This window comes from Xanthomonas sp. CFBP 8152 (genome assembly GCF_014199025.1).
In the GTDB taxonomy this organism is placed as follows: domain Bacteria; phylum Pseudomonadota; class Gammaproteobacteria; order Xanthomonadales; family Xanthomonadaceae; genus Xanthomonas; species Xanthomonas arboricola_B.
This window is the reverse complement of record NZ_JACHNO010000001.1, coordinates 1,726,198-1,742,139: the sequence shown is the minus strand read 5'-3', so window position 1 is coordinate 1,742,139 and position 15,942 is coordinate 1,726,198. Positions and strand designations below refer to the sequence as shown.

The window sequence follows — 15,942 nt, the reverse complement described above, 5'->3', positions numbered from 1 at the left end:
CCGATTAGCCGCGGGTGAGTCTGGCCACGGTCTGGCGCGCAGCGGTATCGACCAGCTGCCAGGCCCTCTCGAAATCGTCCATGCCCCCGCTATAAGGGTCGGGGATGTCGTCGCGCTCTTCCACCCCCGCCCAGGGCAGCCACAGCGCGATCCGGTCGCGCAGCGGCGCCGGGGCGAGGCGTTGCAGATCGCGCAGATTGCTGGCATCGGCGCATAGCAGCCAGTCGAAGTGTTCGACGTCTGCGGCACGCACCTGGCGAGCGCGCAATCCGGAGATGTCAACGCCATGGCCGTTTGCACAGCCAATTGCGCGCGGATCGGGTGGATCGCCGGCATGCCAGTCGCCGGTGCCGGCCGAATCGACCTCGATCCGGCGCGACAACCGTGCCGCGTCCAGCCGCGCACGCAAGGCGCCCTCGCCCATCGGCGAGCGGCAAATATTGCCCAGGCACACGATCAGTACCCTCATGCCGCTGCCGCGCGCGTTTGCGCGCGCGCCAGATCGTCCGGCGTATCGATGCCCGGCGGGAAGTGTTCGGGCGTCAACGCTACCGCGATGCGGTAGCCGGCCTCCATCACGCGCAATTGCTCCAGCGACTCGATACGCTCCAGCATGCCGGACGGCATTGCCGCAAAGCGCTGCAAAAACCCTGCGCGGTAGGCGTAGATTCCGATATGGCGCAACCATTGCCCATCACCGGGCAAGCTGTCGCGCTGACTGGCAAAGCTGTCGCGATGCCAGGGAATCGGCGCGCGGCTGAAATACAAGGCGTCGCCACCTGCGCTACGCACCAGCTTGACCACATTCGGATCGAACAGCTCGTGCGCGCTGTCGACCTGCGCGGCCAGCGTGGCCATTTCGGCGCCGGAGTGCAGCAGCAGTTCGGCCACCGCACGGATACCGGCTGCAGGCGCGAACGGCTCGTCGCCCTGCAGGTTCACCACGCAGGTGTCGGCCTCCCAGCCGGCGATCCGTGCGCATTCGGCAAGCCGATCGGTCCCCGATATGTGTTCGTCGCTGGTCGTCGCCACATGCACGCCGGACACGCCTCCGATCACCTCGGCAATGCGCGCATCGTCGGTGGCCACCCAGACCTCGCGCGCACCGGCCAGCAGCGCCCGCTCAGCGACATGCTGAATCATCGGGCGATCGCCGATCAGTTGCAGCGGCTTGCCCGGCAAGCGCGTGGAGGCGTAACGCGCAGGAATGGCGACGACGAAATCTGCAGGCGTTGTGGTGGTCATGCGTGCGCGCTCTGGAAAGCAGGAAGAGTTGAAAAAACGAGATAACCGAATCGCATGATGTCGTTGTGTGATTAAGCGAAAGGTCCCGCGACGGTGGGTGGGCAAGGACCCTGCAACCAGGCCGCAGATCACCACTACCGGCGCAGCGTTCAAACGCCCTGCCGGCTCGCCAACTTCTCCAGTCGATCCAGCAAACTCACCCAGAACGCCGCCGGCAACTCTGCCTTGAGCGGCACGCTGTACAGCCACTCGTCGGCGAACGGCCGGCACTTCACCGCGTCTTTTTCCGTCATCAGCACCGGCAGGCGGCTGCCGAAACTGAAATCCGCCGCGCGATAGACGTGGTGATCGGGGAACGCATGCGGCACCACGCCGATGCCGCGCGCGCGCAGCATCGCGAAGAAGCGTTCCGGGTGCGCGATCCCGGCCACCGCATGCACGCGTTGACCGGCAAGCCTGCTCAATGGTTGAGCGCGCTTGCCATCCATCGGCTGCACGCTGTCGATGCTCAGGCGCATCTGCCATTCACCGAATCCGGCGTCATAGGGCCCGGATGGCGTCGCTGCTGCGCTGGCCTGGCCCAGATTGACCACGCGGAAATCGCAGTCGCGTGCACGCGCCGCTGGTTCACGCAGCGGCCCGGCAGGCAACAGGCGCCCGTTGCCGTAGCGGCGCTGGCCATCGACGACTTCGATCTCGACATCGCGGGCCAGCCGGTAGTGCTGCAGCCCGTCGTCGCAAATGACGATGTCGCAGCCCGCTTCGACCAGGGCGCGCGCCGCGGCCAGGCGATCGCTGTCCACGCGCACGCGTGCGCCGGTCTTCCAGGCGATCAGGACCGGCTCGTCGCCGCCGAGCGCGACCGGCGTGTCCGCCTCGACCCAGCGTGCCGTGCCTGATTCGTCACGGCCATACCCGCGACTGGCGACGCCGGGCGTCCAACCGGCCTCCTGCAACTTGGCGACCAGGGCAATCGTCAACGGCGTCTTGCCGGTGCCGCCGGCAGTGACGTTGCCCACCACGATCACCGGCACCGGCACGCCGTGACGCTTGCGCCAGCCGCGGCGATACAGGGCGCGTCGCAGCGCGATGGCAGCGCCGTAGACCGGCGCCAGCAGGCGCGCCGACAGCGGGATCGGTGCATTGTCGTACCAGTAACCCGGCGTGCGGGTGCCGCGCTTGCTCATGCCTGACGTTCGCGAAACTGCATGCCGTGCAGGTGCGAGTACAAGCCGCCCTGCTCCAGCAATTGATGATGCGTGCCGCGCTCGACGATACGGCCCTGATCCATCACCAGCACCTGGTCGGCATGCTCGATGGTGGACAGGCGGTGCGCGATCACCAGCGTGGTACGGTCCGGCATCAATTTGTGCAAGGCGTCCTGCACCAGGCGTTCGGATTCGTTGTCCAACGCTGCGGTGGCTTCGTCCAGGATCAGGATCGGCGCGTCCTTGAGCATCGCGCGCGCGATCGCCAGACGCTGGCGCTGGCCACCGGACAGGCGCCCCCCCTTGGTGCCCACATGCGACTGCAGGCCGTCGGGCAATTGCGCAACGAACTCCATCGCGTTGGCGCCCAGGATGGCGCGTTCCAGCTGGCCGGCGTCGGCAGTGCGCATTTCGCCGTAGGCGACGTTGTCGGCAATGCTGCCGTCGAACAGCATCACCTGCTGGCCGACCAGCGCGATCTGCCGACGCAGATCGGCCAGCGCGTACGCCTGCACCGGATGTCCGTCGAGCAGGATCTGCCCGGCTTCCGCTTCGTAGAAGCGCGGAATCAACTTGATCAGGCTGGACTTGCCGCTGCCGGAGCGCCCGACGATGGCGGTCACCGTGCCCGGTTGCGCCACGAAACTGACCTCGGCCAGGGCCGGATTCACCTGGCCCGGATAACGCGCAGTGACATCGCGGAATTCGATCAGGCCCTTGGCGCGCGTCAGCGGCACCGCGCCCAGATCGGGCTCGTCGGGGCTGTCCAGCACCGAGAACAGGCGCTCGGCCGAGGCCAGGCCGCGCTGCACCATGTTCTGCACATTGGTGAGCTGCTTGAGGCCCGGAATGATGGTCAGCATCGAGGTCATCAGCACCACGAAGTCGCCGGCGGTCAGCCGCCCGGCCAGCGCCTGGGCACCGGCCACGAACAGCAGCGCCGACAGACCGATCGCGCCGATCATCTGCACCGTGGCGGTGGAGATGCCACGCGTGGATTCGACCTTCATCGCCAGCCGCAGATTGCGGTCGGCCAGCGCGCCGTAGCGCTCCATTTCGGTCTGCTGGGCGCCGTAGATCTTGACCTCCTGATGGCTGGACAGCGTCTGGTCGGCCGCCTGCAACAGATGCGCGCCGCTTTCCTGGATGCTGTGGCTGATGCGGCGATAGCGCCGCGCCACCTTGTCCATCACCCAGGCCAGCACCGGCGCAAGCACCAGGATGGTCAACGTGACCTGCCAGCTGTGCCACAGCATCAGTGCCAGCGCGCCGATCACCTGCAGGGACTGCTGGATCATCACCTTGACCGCGTCCACCGCCGCCTGCGCCACCTGGTCCGAGTCCGAACCCAGGCGGATCAGCATCGACGGTACCGGTTCGGAGTCGAAGCGCGATCCCGGCAGGCGCAGATATTTGGACATCACCTTGACGCGCAGATCGCGCGCGATGCTGCGTGCGGATTTGCCCATCGCCATGTCGGTGATGTAGCCGGCGACTCCGCGCACGACGAACAACAGGATGATCTGCACCGGCAGCCAGCGGCTGACTTCGGCATTCTTGTAGATGAAGGTTTCGTCGGTGATCGGCTTCATCAACGCCAGGAAGCCGGTCGTGCCCGCCGCTTCGACCAGCGCGGCAATCAGCGCGGCCGCCAGCAGCAGGCGATACGGCTTGGCGAAGGCCAGCAGGCGACGGTACGTGCGCCAGGACGAAACTGGCGCCGGGCGGTCGTTGGAGGTGGTCACTGGCGGGTTCCGTTAGTGCGTGTCTGGCCGGTCGTAGGTGTCGCCCCGGCTTGAGGCGCTGTGGCGATCGCGATCCGGCGGAAGCCGAGTTGCCCCAATGCATCCTGCGCGGTCACTACCGCTTGATACGGCGTACGCGCATCGGCGCGCAGCAACACTGTCTGCTCGCGGTCGTCGCCAGCGAGCTGGGCGATGGTCTGCTTGAGCGCGTCCACGTCCGAACGCAGCACTTCCTGGTCGTTGATGAAGTAACGCCCATCGGCATTGACCAGCACGCTCAACGAACGTGGCGGCGCGCTGCTGTGTTGGTCGCTGGCGGTCGGCAGCTGCAGCTGCAGCGTGGAGCGTGCGTCGAAGGTCGTGGTCACCACGAAAAAGATGATGAGGACAAGGATCACGTCAATCAATGGCACCAGATCGATCTGCGGCTCGTCCTGGCCTCGGTCACTGCCGATGCGCATCCGTCAGCCCTTTGCCATGACAGGTTTGCCAGCTGCCGCGACCGGCGCCGCGACGGCTGGCACCACGCGGCCGTCCATCGTGTCCAGCAACAAGGTGGCTTCCTGCTCCATTTCGATGATGTAGCCGGCGATGCGGCCCTTGAAGAAGCGATGCGCCATCAATGCCGGCACCGCGATGATCATGCCGGTGGCCGTGCACACCAGCGCCTTGCCGATGCCGCCCGCCAGCTGGTTCACATCGCCCACGCCGTGATCGAGGATGCCCAGGAACATCTGGATCATGCCGACCACCGTGCCCAGCAGTCCCAGCAGCGGCCCGGCCGAGGCGATGGTGCCCAAGGCATTCAGATAGCGCTCCATGCGGTGCACCACATGCCGGCCGGTGTCCTCAATGCGCTCGCGAATCAACTCACGCGGACGACCACGCACGTCCAGCGCAGCGGCCAGCAAGGCGCCCAGCGGCGAATTGTGCCGCAGCGACTCGATATGGCTGGGATCCAGTTTGCCGCGCGCCGCCCAGTTGCGGACCTCTTCGCCCAGACCTGGCGGGGTCACTTCGTTGCGGCGCAGGCTCCACAGACGCTCCAGCACGATCGCCAGGGCGATCACGCCCAGCAACAGCAACGGCACCATCGGCCAACCGCCTGCCTTGACCAGCTCCAACACGATTCGATTCCTCCGGCAACGCGGCCGCCTATTCGCTGGTCGATAGGATAGCAGCCGACCGCCGCCGTTCTGCAGCATCCCATAGCCGTGGCTGCCAGCGTCGCCGCTCGCGTACCTGCAGGCCGTCGGCGCCCAGCCAAACCCGGATCGCCCCGGCCTGGGCCGTGTCCAGCACCTCGGCGCCACTACCCTGCCAGCGCTGCACCACCTCGGCACGCGGGTGGCCGAAGCGGTTGCCGTGGCCGGAGGACACCAGCGCCAGCCGCGCGCCGGTAGCGACGATGAAGCCGGCATGCGAGCCGTCGGCGCTGCCATGGTGCGGGACTACCACCAGATCGGCGCGCAACTCCGGGGCATGTTGCCGCAGCAGGCGGCGCTCGACGAGCTCATCGATATCGCCCGGCAACAATGCGCTTCCATATCGCGTCTGGATCCGCAGCACGCAACTGGATTGATTGCGCAGATACGGAAAGCCGGCGCCGGGATGCAGGAAGCGAAAGTGCACACCGTCCCATGCCCACTGTTGGCCGCCACGGCAGCGGGTGCTGACGTCCAGCGGCGCCTGCGGCGCCGCCGCCGTCATCGCAACGGGCAACCCGGCACGCACCGCTGCATAGCCGCCGGCATGATCGGCGTCGGCATGACTGAGCACGATGGCATCCAGGCGGCGCACCCCGAGCGCGCGCAAGGCCGGCAGCACCACCCGCTCGCCGGCATCGAAGCCATCGCGCACCGCCGGGCCGGTATCGAACAGCAGCGTATGCCGTTGCGTGCGCACCAGCACCGCCAGGCCCTGCCCCACATCCAGCACCTGCACGTCGGCCTCTCCGGCCGCGGGCAGTTCGCGGTCCGGCCACAGCAGCGGCAACCACAACAGCAACGCCAGGGATTTGCCGGGCGTACCGCGCGGCAGCAGCAACCAGAACGCGCCGAGCAAGGCCGCGATCAACGCGATCGCATCGGACTCGGGCACCCACCACAGCGCCACCGATGTCTGCCCGAGCCAGACCAGACCCGGCCAGGTCAGCTCGAAGCACCATCCCGCCAATCGCCATGCCCACACGCCTGCTCCCGGCTGCACTGCTTCCAGCCCGGTACCCAGCAAGGCGAGCGGCACCACCACAAAGGTCCACCAGGGAATGGCGACCAGATTGGCCAATGGCCCAACCAACGATGCCTGCCCGAACAGGCTGACGGTCAACGGTAGCAGGCCAACGGTGGCGACGGTCTGGGCGGACAGGAAGCCCCGCACGATCGCGCGATCGTCCGAAGGCAGACACCACACCAGCCAGGCCACCCCGGCAAAGCTGAGCCAGAAGCCCGCCACCAGCACGCTCAACGGATCCCATAGCAGCACTGCCAACAAGGCCAGCGCGAGGATCTGCGCGGTGCTTGCACGGCGCCGTAGCACCCGCGCCAATGCGACCACGGCAATCATCAGCACGGTGCGCACGGTGGGCAGCGCCAAGCCCGCCAGCACCGCATAATCTGCCGCACCGAGCAGGGCGGCGACTGCCGCCGCGTGGATACGCGGGATCCGCGTTCCAAGCGCGGGCCAGGATCGCCAGAGTCCGGCGACCAGCACGGCGACGAATGCAGCGACCAGCCCCACATGAAATCCCGAGATCGCAATCAGATGACTGAGCCCGGTCGCGCGCAGGGTGGCCCAGGCTGCGTCGTCCAGCCCGCGCGTGTCGCCCAACGCGAGCGCGCGCAGGTAAGGCGCCGATGGCCCGGGCACGCGCTCGGCCATGCGCTGCAACATCCCTTCGCGCCAGGCATCCACGCCGCGCGCCGCAGCGGTCTGACGCGCCGCGGCCGGCACCCGCACATAGCCGGTGCCGGCAATGCGCTGCGCCAGTGCCTGCCGCTCGGCATCGAAGCCGCCGGGATTGCGCAAGCCGCGCGGCGCGCGCAGCTTGAGCCGCAGCTGCCAGGTGGCGCCCGCGCGTAGCGCGGCACGCGGCCCGATGCGCTCGGCACCGAAGTCGTCATACCAGGCCAGCTGCAGCAGCTTGCCGCGCACTGCGGCAGGCTGTGCGGGATCGTCGTCCACGCGCAGTTGAAAGCGCGTGCGTCGTGGCTCGGCGACCGGCAGTTCGACAATCTGGCCGCGCACCGTCAGTTCTCGCGCTTCATCCTGCGGGCGCAGTTGTGCCTGCAGGACGCCGGCGACCTGCCAGCCCATCAGACCGAAACCGAAGACAGCGCTGGCCAGTGCCCACACCAGCATGATCCGCCGCGGACGCAGCCATGTGCCGAGGCCGATGCCCAACGCCGCTGCACCAAGGCATGCCGCATAGACCGCACGCGACAGCAGCGCAGGCGACCACGCGCACACCACGATGCCCAGCAACAATGCCGCTGCCACGGTCATCGTCGATACGCACTGCGGCGTCGGCGGTGCCTGTGCTGACGCATCCATGCTGTCGGTCGCCATCCTGGCCGTGGTCCATCCACCGACGCAAGTTAGACCAGCGCCGGCATTGGGCACAGCAGCGAGCGGCGCATTTCCCGGTAGGAATAAGGCTGCGCCTGCCGTGGTGCATCCAGCCGGTGAAAGGTGCTGCTAGAGGTGCAGTACGCTGGGCATGACGACGTGTGCAGACCGCGCACCGACCGCATCCGCATGCATTCGCCTCGATTTCATGCCTGTTGGGCTATGTTCGTTACTGTTGTCGAAGGGTTTCCGCCATGCGTAAAGGCACTGCACTGATTGTCGGCGTGACCGGCATTTCCGGTTACAACCTCGCCAATGTCCTGGTGGCCGATGGCTGGACCGTCTACGGCCTGGCGCGGCGCCCGCTGCCCCAGGACGGCGTGCTCCCGCTTGCGGCCGATCTGCTGGATGCCGAAAGCACCAGTACCGCGCTGCGTGGTCTGCCAATCACCCACGTGTTCTTCTGCACCTGGACACGGCGCGACACCGAGCGCGAGAACGTCGAAGCCAACGGCGCGATGATGCGGCATCTGTGCGAAGCGCTGAGCGATGCGCCGCTGCAGCATATGGCGCTGGTTACCGGCACCAAGCACTACCTGGGCGCGTTCGAGAACTACGGTAGCGGCAAGGCGGAAACGCCGTTTCGCGAAAGCGAGCCGCGCCAGCTTGGCGAGAACTTCTACTACACGCTGGAAGACCTGTTGTTCGCGCACGCCGAGCAGCACGGCTTCGGCTGGAGCGTGCATCGCTCGCACACCATGATCGGCATGGCCAATGGCAGCAATGCGATGAACATGGGCGTGACGCTGGCAGTGTATGCATCGCTGTGCAAGCACACCGGCCAGCCGTTCGTGTTTCCCGGCTCGCAGGCGCAGTGGAACAGCCTCACCGACCTGACCGATGCCGGCCTGCTCGGCAAGCAGCTGGCCTGGGCCGGCCTGAGCCCAGCCGCACGCAACCAGGCCTTCAACACCGTCAACGGCGATGTGTTCCGCTGGCGCTGGATGTGGGGCCAGATTGCCGACTTCTTCGGGCTCGACGCTGCGCCCTGCCCCGAGACGCCGCAGCCGCTGGAGACACGCCTGAGCGAGACCGCGCCGGCACGATGGAGAGAGATCGCCAACCAGCATGGCCTGGTGGAAACCGACGTCAATCGATTGGCATCCTGGTGGCACACCGATGCCGACCTGGGCCGCGAGATCGAGTGCGTCAACGACATGACCAAGAGCCGCGAACTGGGCTTTGCGGATTTCTACGACAGTCGCGCATCGTTCCTGGAATTGTTCACGCGTCTGCGCGCGCAGCGCATCATTCCCTGATGCACTAGGTCGTCGCCACACACGTGGCGGCGACCGTTCTTCCTGTCAAGCGAGCCCTGTCACCGCGAACATCGACGCGATGCTGCGCGCGGGCACTGCATGCTGAGTGCGCATGGTATGGCCACTGTCGGTCGACGCATCACGCGGATGCACCCGCAACCAGCGTCAGGATCTTCGACCTGAGATCCGCGGTTCAACACCGCCCAGCCGCCAGGAATTCCGACGGCCAGGCAGCGTTTCTCACACCGCAGATGGCGCCAATTCGCGCAGCTTGCCCTGATGCAGCTCGAGCACGCGGTCCAGGCGCCGCGCCAGGCTGCGATCGTGCGTCACCAGGACCAGGCTGGTGCGCTGTGCACGATTGAGTTCCAGCATCAGCTCGAACACGGTCTCGGCGGTCTTGTCGTCCAGGTTCCCGGTCGGCTCATCGCCCAGCACGCAGCCCGGCTTGTTCACTAGCGCACGCGCCACCGCCGCACGCTGGCGCTCGCCGCCGGACAATTCGCTGGGCTTGTGCTCGATGCGATGTCCGAGCCCGACCGATTCCAGCAACTGCAAGGCCTGCGCCCGCGCCACGGACACCTCTTTTCCGGACAGCAGCACCGGCATCATCACGTTTTCCAGCGCGGTGAATTCCGGCAGCAGATGATGGAACTGGTAGACGAAACCCAGGGCCTGATTGCGCAGCTTGCCGCGCTCGCCATCGGACAACGCCGACATGCGCCGGCCGGCCACATACACCTCCCCGGAGGTCGGAACATCCAACCCGCCGAGCAGATGCAGCAGCGTGCTCTTGCCCGCCCCTGAGGCGCCGACGATGGCCACGGTTTCGCCGGTCGCCACGGTCAGATCCAGACCGTCGAACACCGGCGTGCGCATCTTGCCTTCGGCGTAGGTCTTGGCCAGACCCTCGGCGCGGATCACCGCCTCTGCTTGGTGTGGCATTTGCACGGCCGGTTCCCTGATCTCATTCATAACGCAGCGCCTCCGCCGGCTGGGTACGCGACGCGCGCCATGCCGGATACAAGGTCGCCAGGAAACTCATCACCAACGCGACGACGGTGATCACCACCACGTCCTGGGTCTGCATGTCGGTCGGCAAGCCGGTGATGTAATACACGTCCTCGGGCAGCAGCTTGACGCTGAAGATCGTCTCGATCACGCCGAGGATGCGTTCAAGATTGAGCGTCAGCACGATGCCGCCGATCACGCCCATGATCGTGCCCATGAAGCCGATCAACGAGCCCTGCACCATGAACACCTGCATCACCCCCGCGGGCGACAGGCCCAGGGTGCGCAGGATGGCGATATCGGCCTGCTTGTCGGTGACCAGCATGACCTGCGAGGACACCAGGTTGAACGCGCCCATCGCCACGATCAGCGACAGCAGGATGCCCATCACGGTCTTTTCCATCTTCAACGAGTGGTAGAGATTGGCGTTCTCCTGGGTCCAGTCGCTGACCCGGTACGGGCCATGCAACTTCACCGCCAGATCGCGTGCCACCGGCCAGGCCTGATCCATGTCGTGCAGGCGCAACCGCACGCCGGTGACGCCGTCCATGCGCAGCACGCGTGCCAGGTCCTGCATGTTGACCACGGCCAGGCCGCGGTCGATCTCGTTGTAGCCCGCCTCGAAGATTCCGCTGACGGTGAAGCGTTTGAGCCGCGGCATGGCGCCCAGCGGCGTGGCCTGGGTATCGCTGAGCAGCACCACGATGCTGTCGCCCATGTCCACGCCCAGCCAGATCGCCAGCTCCTTGCCGATGACGATGTTGTAGGAGCCCGGGGTCAGGCTGTCGACCGACCCCTGCTGCATCTTCTTGGCCAGCACCGACACCTTGCCCTCTTCGGCAGGAATGATGCCGCGCACGATCGCCGGCTGCTTGCGCGGGCCCTGCAGCAGCGATTCGGTTTCGATGTACGGCGCGGCACCGGCGATGCGCGGATCGGCCATGGCGACCTCGACCGCATGCTGCCAGTCACGCATCGGCGCGCCGTCCGCACTGACCGTGGCATGCGCGGCCATCTGCAGCAGACGGTCGCGGATTTCCTTCTGGAAACCGCTCATCACCGCCAGCGTGGTGATCAGCACGGTCACGCCCAGGGCGATGCCCAGGATCGATGCCATCGAGATAAACGAGATGAAGCCATTGCGCCGCTTGGCACGCAGGTAGCGCAAGCCGATGGCAACCGGGATAGGTTTGAACATGCGGTTCAACCAGGAAAGGGACGCTATGGTGCCACTTGCGGCCGCCGGGACGAAATGGCGTGTGCCTGAGCGGCCAGACGCAGTTCACGTCGCTGCGCTGCGGGCAAGGTATCCGGCCAGAAAAGCAGGCGTTGGCGACGTGCATCCAGGCCGGTCCACGCCACCACCGCGATCGGCCCGCGCCACGCCACCTGCAGGCCTTGCACCTGCGCGCCGTCAACGCTGGCGGGCGTTTCGCTCCAGGGCACGATCACTTCCCGTGCTGGCGAGCGCAACAGCAGGCGCAGCGATCGTCCACCGGTCAACACCGTATAGACGGACAACAGCATCGCCAGCCATGGCGGTACCCCGCTCCGCCAGAGTGCCCCCAACGCGAGCGCGCTCAGCACGCCCAGCGCGCAAGCAAGCCCGCGCGAGGGCCGCCATTCAAGCCGGCATGGCGCGAATATCGGCGATGAGTGCGGCATTGACGGCATCGGGGCAGGCCTCGTATCCCATGAACCAGCGCCACAACTTATCGTCTTCGCAATCCAGCAACTGTAGGAAAACCGCGCGCTCGGAGTCGGAAGCCTGAGCCCAGCGTCGATCCAGATAGCGCCCAAACAATTGATCGAGCTCGCGCATGCCGCGCCGGCAGCGCCAGCGCAGTTTCTTCAATAGGGTTTGTTCGTCCATCTCCCTCTCCACCTCGCCTTGCCGGCGCCGAAAACGACAGCGGCACCAGACCAAGCGCCGGTGCCGCTGTGAACCATCTCCCCGCCGAGGCGGGTCCGTGTTGCCTTGCGATCAGGCGCGACGCGCCATCATCAATTTCTTGATCTCGGCAATCGCCAGCGCCGGATTCAGACCCTTGGGGCAGGTCCGCGCACAATTCATGATGGTGTGGCAGCGATACAGCTTGAACGGATCTTCCAGGTCGTCCAGACGCGCACCGGTGTCTTCGTCGCGCGAATCGATGATCCAGCGATACGCCTGCAGCAGGATCGCCGGGCCCAGATAGCGCTCGCCATTCCACCAGTAGCTCGGGCAACTGGTGGAGCAGCACGCGCACAGGATGCACTCGTACAGCCCATCGAGCTTTCGGCGGTCTTCCGGCGACTGCAGCCGCTCGCGATCCGGCGGCGGCGGGGTCTGGGTGCGGATCCACGGCTTGATCGACGCATATTGCGCGTAGAAATGCGTCAGATCCGGCACCAGGTCCTTGATCACGCTCATGTGCGGCAGCGGGTAGATCGGCACCTCGGCCTTGCCGCAGGCAGCGATCGCCTTGGTGCAGGCCAGCGTGTTGGTGCCGTCGATGTTCATCGCGCACGAACCGCAGATGCCCTCGCGGCAGGAGCGACGGAATGCCAGCGTCGGGTCGATTTCGTTCTTGATCTTGATCAGCGCGTCCAACACCATCGGGCCGCACTTGTCGAGATCGATCTCATAACTGTCGGTACGCGGGTTGGCTTCGCCATCCGGATCCCAGCGGTAGACCTTGAAGGTGCGCTTGTTCTTGGCGCCCTGTGCAGGGTAATGCTTGCCCTTGCCGATCTTTGAATTCTTGGGGAGGGTGAACTCTGCCATAGCTGCTCTCGTTGGCTCAGGCGATGCGCGGTGCGGACGACAACCGCACCGAGCGCATGAAGGTAAAGATGACGGATGCCACCGCCGAGGCGGTGGCGCAACGGCCGGCGGCATGCCGGCATTGCCCCTGCGTCATGAAGCGATCCGGCTGGTGCGGTGCATGGCTACCGTACCCGGACAGGCCGGCCGGCAGACACAACGCGGAAGCGGTTCGATCCATGCGCATCGATCAGTAAACGCGCGGCTTCGGCGGGACCACGTCCACGTCCTTGCTCAGCGTGTACATGTGCACCGGACGATATTCAAACGCGCACTTGCCCTTGTCGTCGACGGTGACCAGCGTGTGCTTCTGCCAGTTGACGTCGTCGCGGTCCGGGAAGTCTTCGTGCGAATGCGCGCCGCGGCTTTCGTGGCGCTGCTCGGCCGAGTTGATCGTCGCCACTGCATTGAGCAGCAGGTTGTTCAACTCGTAGGTCTCGATCAGATCCGAATTCCACACCAGCGAGCGGTCCGACACCTTGACGTCTTCGAAGGTGGCAAAGATTTCAGCCATCTTGTCGACGCCTTCCTTCAGCGTCTTGCTGGTGCGGAACACGGCCGCGTCCGACTGCATGGTGCGCTGCATGTTGTCGCGAATCACCGAGGTCGGTGTGGAGCCGTTGGCGTAACGCAGCTTGTCCAGCAGGCCCAACGCCTTGTCGCAGGCATCGGACGGCAGTGTCTTGTGCGGCTGGTTGGGCTTGACCGTCTCAGCGCAGCGGTTTGCCACCGCACGGCCGAACACCACCAGATCCAGCAGCGAGTTGGAACCCAGGCGGTTGGCACCGTGTACCGATACGCAGGCGGCTTCGCCGATCGCATACAGGCCGGGCACGACCGCATCCGGGTTATCGCCCTGCTTGCGCACGACTTCGCCGTAGAAGTTGGTCGGAATGCCGCCCATGTTGTAGTGCACGGTCGGCAACACCGGAATCGGCTGCTTGGTCACGTCCACACCGGCAAAGATGTGCGCGCTCTCGGCGATGCCGGGCAGCTTTTCGTTGATGACTTCCGGGCCGAGATGGGTCAGGTCGAGCAGGATGTGATCCTTGTGCTCGCCTACGCCGCGGCCTTCGCGGATCTCCACGGTCATCGAACGCGACACCACGTCGCGCGATGCCAGATCCTTGTAATGCGGTGCATAGCGCTCCATGAAGCGCTCGCCGTTGCTGTTGCGCAGGATGCCGCCTTCGCCACGCACGCCTTCGGTGATCAGGCAGCCGGCACCGTAGATGCCGGTGGGATGGAACTGCACGAACTCCATGTCCTGCACCGGAAGGCCGGCACGCATCACCAGGCCGCCGCCGTCACCGGTACAGGTATGGGCGGAGGTGGCACTGAAGTAGGCACGGCCATAGCCGCCGGTGGCCAGTACCACGCCATGGGCGCGGAACAGATGCAAGCTGCCATCGGCCATGTCCAGCGCCAGCACGCCGCGGCACACGCCTTCCTCGTCGAAGATCAGGTCGAGCGCAAAGTACTCGATCATGAAGCGCGCGTTGTGCGCCAGGGACTGCTGATACAGCGTGTGCAGCATCGCATGACCGGTACGGTCGGCCGCCGCACAGGTGCGCTGTGCGGACGGGCCTTCGCCGTACTTGGTGGTCATGCCGCCGAACGGGCGCTGATAAATCTTGCCCTCTTCGGTGCGCGAAAACGGCACGCCGTAGTGCTCGAGCTCGATGATGGCCGGGATCGCCTCACGGCACATGTACTCGATCGCGTCCTGGTCGCCCAGCCAATCGGAGCCCTTGATGGTGTCGTAGAAGTGGTAGCGCCAGTCGTCCTCGCCCATGTTGCCGAGCGCGGCCGAAATGCCGCCCTGCGCCGCAACGGTATGTGATCGGGTCGGGAAGACCTTGGTCAGACAGACGGTCTGCAAGCCCTTCTGGGCCAAGCCGAACGTGGCGCGCAAGCCAGCGCCGCCTGCGCCCACCACGACCATGTCGTACTTGTGTTCTGTGATCTTATAAGCGGACATCTAATCTGGATTCCTGTTCTGGGTGCCCGATGACTCAGGCACCGCCCAGCGCGATGCGCGCCACTGCGAAAATGCTGACGATCGCGCCAAGCGCGGCAACGAATTTGACCGTGGTCTGCAACGCAAGCGCCAGCAACGAGTTGTGGATGTAATCCTCGAGCACGACTTGCAGACCGATCTGCGCGTGCCAGAACATCGCCACCAGGAAGCCGACCAGCAATATCGCGTTCCAGGGTTTGGACACGGCAGCGACCGCGGCCGGGTAGTCCGAACCGAGCAGGCTCAGGACGAAGACCAGGAACCAGATCGACAACACCACCAGCGCGGTGGCGGTCAGTCGCTGCAGAACGAAATGCTCGGTACCGGTCTTGGCCGCGCCCAGACCACGCACGTTTTTCAGCGGAGTACGGTAACGGTTCATGCGCCAGCTCCGATCACGACATAGGCCCAGATCGCGGCGGTTATCAGCAGGCTGACCAGCACCGAGGCCCAGCCACTACGCACGAAGGCGGGAATGCTGAAGCCGTACCCGAAGTCCTGCACGATATGGCGGATACCGTTGGACAGATGGTAGGCAAATGCCCATGTCCAGCCGAACAGGAAAAGCTGACCATACCAGGCACCAAGCTGCTGGGTGAGGCAGGTCCAGTGGTCCTGGCCGATCATCAACACCAGCAAAGCGGCGGCGATGACCAGCGCTCCTGCTGACAAAATGATGCCGGTCGCTCGATGCAGGATCGAGGTAACCATTTGTATCTGCCAGCGATACACCTGGAGATGCGGGGAAAGAGGACGTTCGCGGATCGCCATTCGCTGGGCTCGTTTTCTCGGCTGGGCGGCACTAGACCGCTGTGGCTAAAAGCTGCTCAAAAATCGATGCAGCGTCCATTTTTTTCCCAGTCGCCGTAGCGCGTTGGCTCAGGGCCGTCGCGTCCACCGATCTCCTTGGGCAGCGGCTGCTTCTCGGGAATAGGCTCCTGAGGAGAAGGCTGCGTCTCGGAATCCTGCGCTGGGGTGGGGGTTGGATGGCCTATCATAGTGGTCTCACAACATTGCGATT

General features: G+C 65.6%; 17 protein-coding genes and 1 pseudogene. 1 reads left to right on the top strand and 17 read right to left on the bottom strand.

Annotated features, from left to right (window positions below):
• Window positions 1–4: 4 nt before the first annotated feature.
• The 7 genes and pseudogenes from FHT09_RS07390 to FHT09_RS07360 form a co-directional block, all read right to left on the bottom strand.
• Window positions 5–469, bottom strand: a complete 465-nt coding sequence (locus FHT09_RS07390) for a low molecular weight protein-tyrosine-phosphatase (RefSeq protein WP_104537326.1) — start codon at window positions 467–469, stop codon at window positions 5–7.
• Window positions 466–1,245, bottom strand: coding sequence for a 3-deoxy-manno-octulosonate cytidylyltransferase (kdsB, locus tag FHT09_RS07385; RefSeq protein ID WP_104604640.1), 780 nt, complete (start codon window positions 1,243–1,245; stop codon window positions 466–468). The genes FHT09_RS07390 and kdsB overlap by 4 nt, the downstream gene beginning before the upstream one ends.
• A gap of 149 nt (window positions 1,246–1,394) precedes the next feature.
• Window positions 1,395–2,432, bottom strand: coding sequence for a tetraacyldisaccharide 4'-kinase (lpxK, locus tag FHT09_RS07380; protein ID WP_104604642.1), 1,038 nt, complete (start codon window positions 2,430–2,432; stop codon window positions 1,395–1,397).
• The gene (gene msbA / locus FHT09_RS07375) at window positions 2,429–4,198 is read right to left on the bottom strand and encodes a lipid A export permease/ATP-binding protein MsbA (protein ID WP_104604644.1); all 1,770 of its coding nucleotides are present in this window, start codon (window positions 4,196–4,198) and stop codon (window positions 2,429–2,431) included. Before msbA ends, lpxK begins: the two co-directional genes overlap by 4 nt.
• On the bottom strand, window positions 4,195–4,659 hold the full coding sequence (locus FHT09_RS07370; RefSeq protein ID WP_104537322.1) for a biopolymer transporter ExbD: 465 nt from the start codon (window positions 4,657–4,659) through the stop codon (window positions 4,195–4,197). Before FHT09_RS07370 ends, msbA begins: the two co-directional genes overlap by 4 nt.
• 3 nt (window positions 4,660–4,662) lie before the next feature.
• Window positions 4,663–5,325: a MotA/TolQ/ExbB proton channel family protein gene (locus tag FHT09_RS07365; protein ID WP_104604647.1), complete on the bottom strand. Its 663-nt coding sequence runs from the start codon at window positions 5,323–5,325 to the stop codon at window positions 4,663–4,665.
• A pseudogene (locus FHT09_RS07360) lies at window positions 5,219–7,765 on the bottom strand (DNA internalization-related competence protein ComEC/Rec2); the annotation flags it as partial. The pseudogene FHT09_RS07360 and the gene FHT09_RS07365, both read right to left, overlap by 107 nt.
• Before the next feature lie 254 nt (window positions 7,766–8,019).
• On the opposite strand from FHT09_RS07360, the gene FHT09_RS07355 reads away from it, so the two are divergent.
• Window positions 8,020–9,084: an SDR family oxidoreductase gene (locus FHT09_RS07355; protein ID WP_104604651.1), complete on the top strand. Its 1,065-nt coding sequence runs from the start codon at window positions 8,020–8,022 to the stop codon at window positions 9,082–9,084.
• Window positions 9,085–9,324: 240 nt separating this feature from the next.
• Here the strand turns inward: FHT09_RS07355 and lolD are convergent, their stop codons facing one another.
• The 10 genes from lolD to FHT09_RS20215 form a co-directional block, all read right to left on the bottom strand.
• Window positions 9,325–10,059, bottom strand: a complete 735-nt coding sequence (gene lolD, locus FHT09_RS07350) for a lipoprotein-releasing ABC transporter ATP-binding protein LolD (protein WP_181126274.1) — start codon at window positions 10,057–10,059, stop codon at window positions 9,325–9,327.
• A complete protein-coding gene (locus FHT09_RS07345) occupies window positions 10,052–11,293 on the bottom strand; it encodes a lipoprotein-releasing ABC transporter permease subunit (protein WP_104604653.1) in 1,242 nt (413 codons plus the stop codon). The genes lolD and FHT09_RS07345 overlap by 8 nt, the downstream gene beginning before the upstream one ends.
• Window positions 11,294–11,316: 23 nt before the next feature.
• Window positions 11,317–11,769 carry a hypothetical protein gene (locus tag FHT09_RS07340; protein ID WP_104604655.1) on the bottom strand — a complete coding sequence of 151 codons (453 nt, stop codon included), beginning with the start codon at window positions 11,767–11,769 and terminating at the stop codon, window positions 11,317–11,319.
• The gene (locus tag FHT09_RS07335; protein ID WP_104604657.1) at window positions 11,720–11,968 is read right to left on the bottom strand and encodes a succinate dehydrogenase assembly factor 2; all 249 of its coding nucleotides are present in this window, start codon (window positions 11,966–11,968) and stop codon (window positions 11,720–11,722) included. Before FHT09_RS07335 ends, FHT09_RS07340 begins: the two co-directional genes overlap by 50 nt.
• 111 nt (window positions 11,969–12,079) lie before the next feature.
• On the bottom strand, window positions 12,080–12,862 hold the full coding sequence (locus tag FHT09_RS07330) for a succinate dehydrogenase iron-sulfur subunit (protein ID WP_039521725.1): 783 nt from the start codon (window positions 12,860–12,862) through the stop codon (window positions 12,080–12,082).
• Between the two features lie 16 nt (window positions 12,863–12,878).
• Window positions 12,879–13,088 (bottom strand): hypothetical protein, encoded by a 210-nt coding sequence (locus tag FHT09_RS07325; RefSeq protein WP_104604659.1) that lies wholly within the window; start codon window positions 13,086–13,088, stop codon window positions 12,879–12,881.
• A gap of 3 nt (window positions 13,089–13,091) precedes the next feature.
• Window positions 13,092–14,882, bottom strand: coding sequence for a succinate dehydrogenase flavoprotein subunit (sdhA, locus tag FHT09_RS07320; protein ID WP_104537314.1), 1,791 nt, complete (start codon window positions 14,880–14,882; stop codon window positions 13,092–13,094).
• Between the two features lie 34 nt (window positions 14,883–14,916).
• Window positions 14,917–15,303: a succinate dehydrogenase, hydrophobic membrane anchor protein gene (sdhD, locus tag FHT09_RS07315; RefSeq protein WP_104604661.1), complete on the bottom strand. Its 387-nt coding sequence runs from the start codon at window positions 15,301–15,303 to the stop codon at window positions 14,917–14,919.
• Window positions 15,300–15,692, bottom strand: a complete 393-nt coding sequence (gene sdhC, locus FHT09_RS07310) for a succinate dehydrogenase, cytochrome b556 subunit (protein ID WP_104604663.1) — start codon at window positions 15,690–15,692, stop codon at window positions 15,300–15,302. The genes sdhD and sdhC overlap by 4 nt, the downstream gene beginning before the upstream one ends.
• Before the next feature lie 56 nt (window positions 15,693–15,748).
• Entirely contained in the window at window positions 15,749–15,919 is a 171-nt protein-coding gene (locus tag FHT09_RS20215) for a DUF1674 domain-containing protein (RefSeq protein ID WP_258077163.1), read from the bottom strand.
• Between the last annotated feature and the right edge of the window lie 23 nt (window positions 15,920–15,942).

Bases quoted from the DNA above. Each gene is read 5' to 3' on its own strand.
- FHT09_RS07355 (WP_104604651.1), top strand. From the start codon at position 8,020: ATGCGTAAAGGCACTGCACTGATTGTCGGCGTGACCGGCATTTCCGGT.
- FHT09_RS20215 (WP_258077163.1), bottom strand. From the start codon at position 15,919: ATGATAGGCCATCCAACCCCCACCCCAGCGCAGGATTCCGAGACGCAG.
- FHT09_RS07370 (WP_104537322.1), bottom strand. From the start codon at position 4,659: ATGCGCATCGGCAGTGACCGAGGCCAGGACGAGCCGCAGATCGATCTG.
- lpxK (WP_104604642.1), bottom strand. From the start codon at position 2,432: ATGAGCAAGCGCGGCACCCGCACGCCGGGTTACTGGTACGACAATGCA.
- FHT09_RS07390 (WP_104537326.1), bottom strand. From the start codon at position 469: ATGAGGGTACTGATCGTGTGCCTGGGCAATATTTGCCGCTCGCCGATG.
- sdhD (WP_104604661.1), bottom strand. From the start codon at position 15,303: ATGAACCGTTACCGTACTCCGCTGAAAAACGTGCGTGGTCTGGGCGCG.
- FHT09_RS07340 (WP_104604655.1), bottom strand. From the start codon at position 11,769: ATGCCGTCAATGCCGCACTCATCGCCGATATTCGCGCCATGCCGGCTT.
- sdhC (WP_104604663.1), bottom strand. From the start codon at position 15,692: ATGGCGATCCGCGAACGTCCTCTTTCCCCGCATCTCCAGGTGTATCGC.
- FHT09_RS07345 (WP_104604653.1), bottom strand. From the start codon at position 11,293: ATGTTCAAACCTATCCCGGTTGCCATCGGCTTGCGCTACCTGCGTGCC.
- lolD (WP_181126274.1), bottom strand. From the start codon at position 10,059: ATGAATGAGATCAGGGAACCGGCCGTGCAAATGCCACACCAAGCAGAG.
- FHT09_RS07335 (WP_104604657.1), bottom strand. From the start codon at position 11,968: ATGGACGAACAAACCCTATTGAAGAAACTGCGCTGGCGCTGCCGGCGC.
- FHT09_RS07330 (WP_039521725.1), bottom strand. From the start codon at position 12,862: ATGGCAGAGTTCACCCTCCCCAAGAATTCAAAGATCGGCAAGGGCAAG.
- kdsB (WP_104604640.1), bottom strand. From the start codon at position 1,245: ATGACCACCACAACGCCTGCAGATTTCGTCGTCGCCATTCCTGCGCGT.
- sdhA (WP_104537314.1), bottom strand. From the start codon at position 14,882: ATGTCCGCTTATAAGATCACAGAACACAAGTACGACATGGTCGTGGTG.
- FHT09_RS07325 (WP_104604659.1), bottom strand. From the start codon at position 13,088: ATGCGCATGGATCGAACCGCTTCCGCGTTGTGTCTGCCGGCCGGCCTG.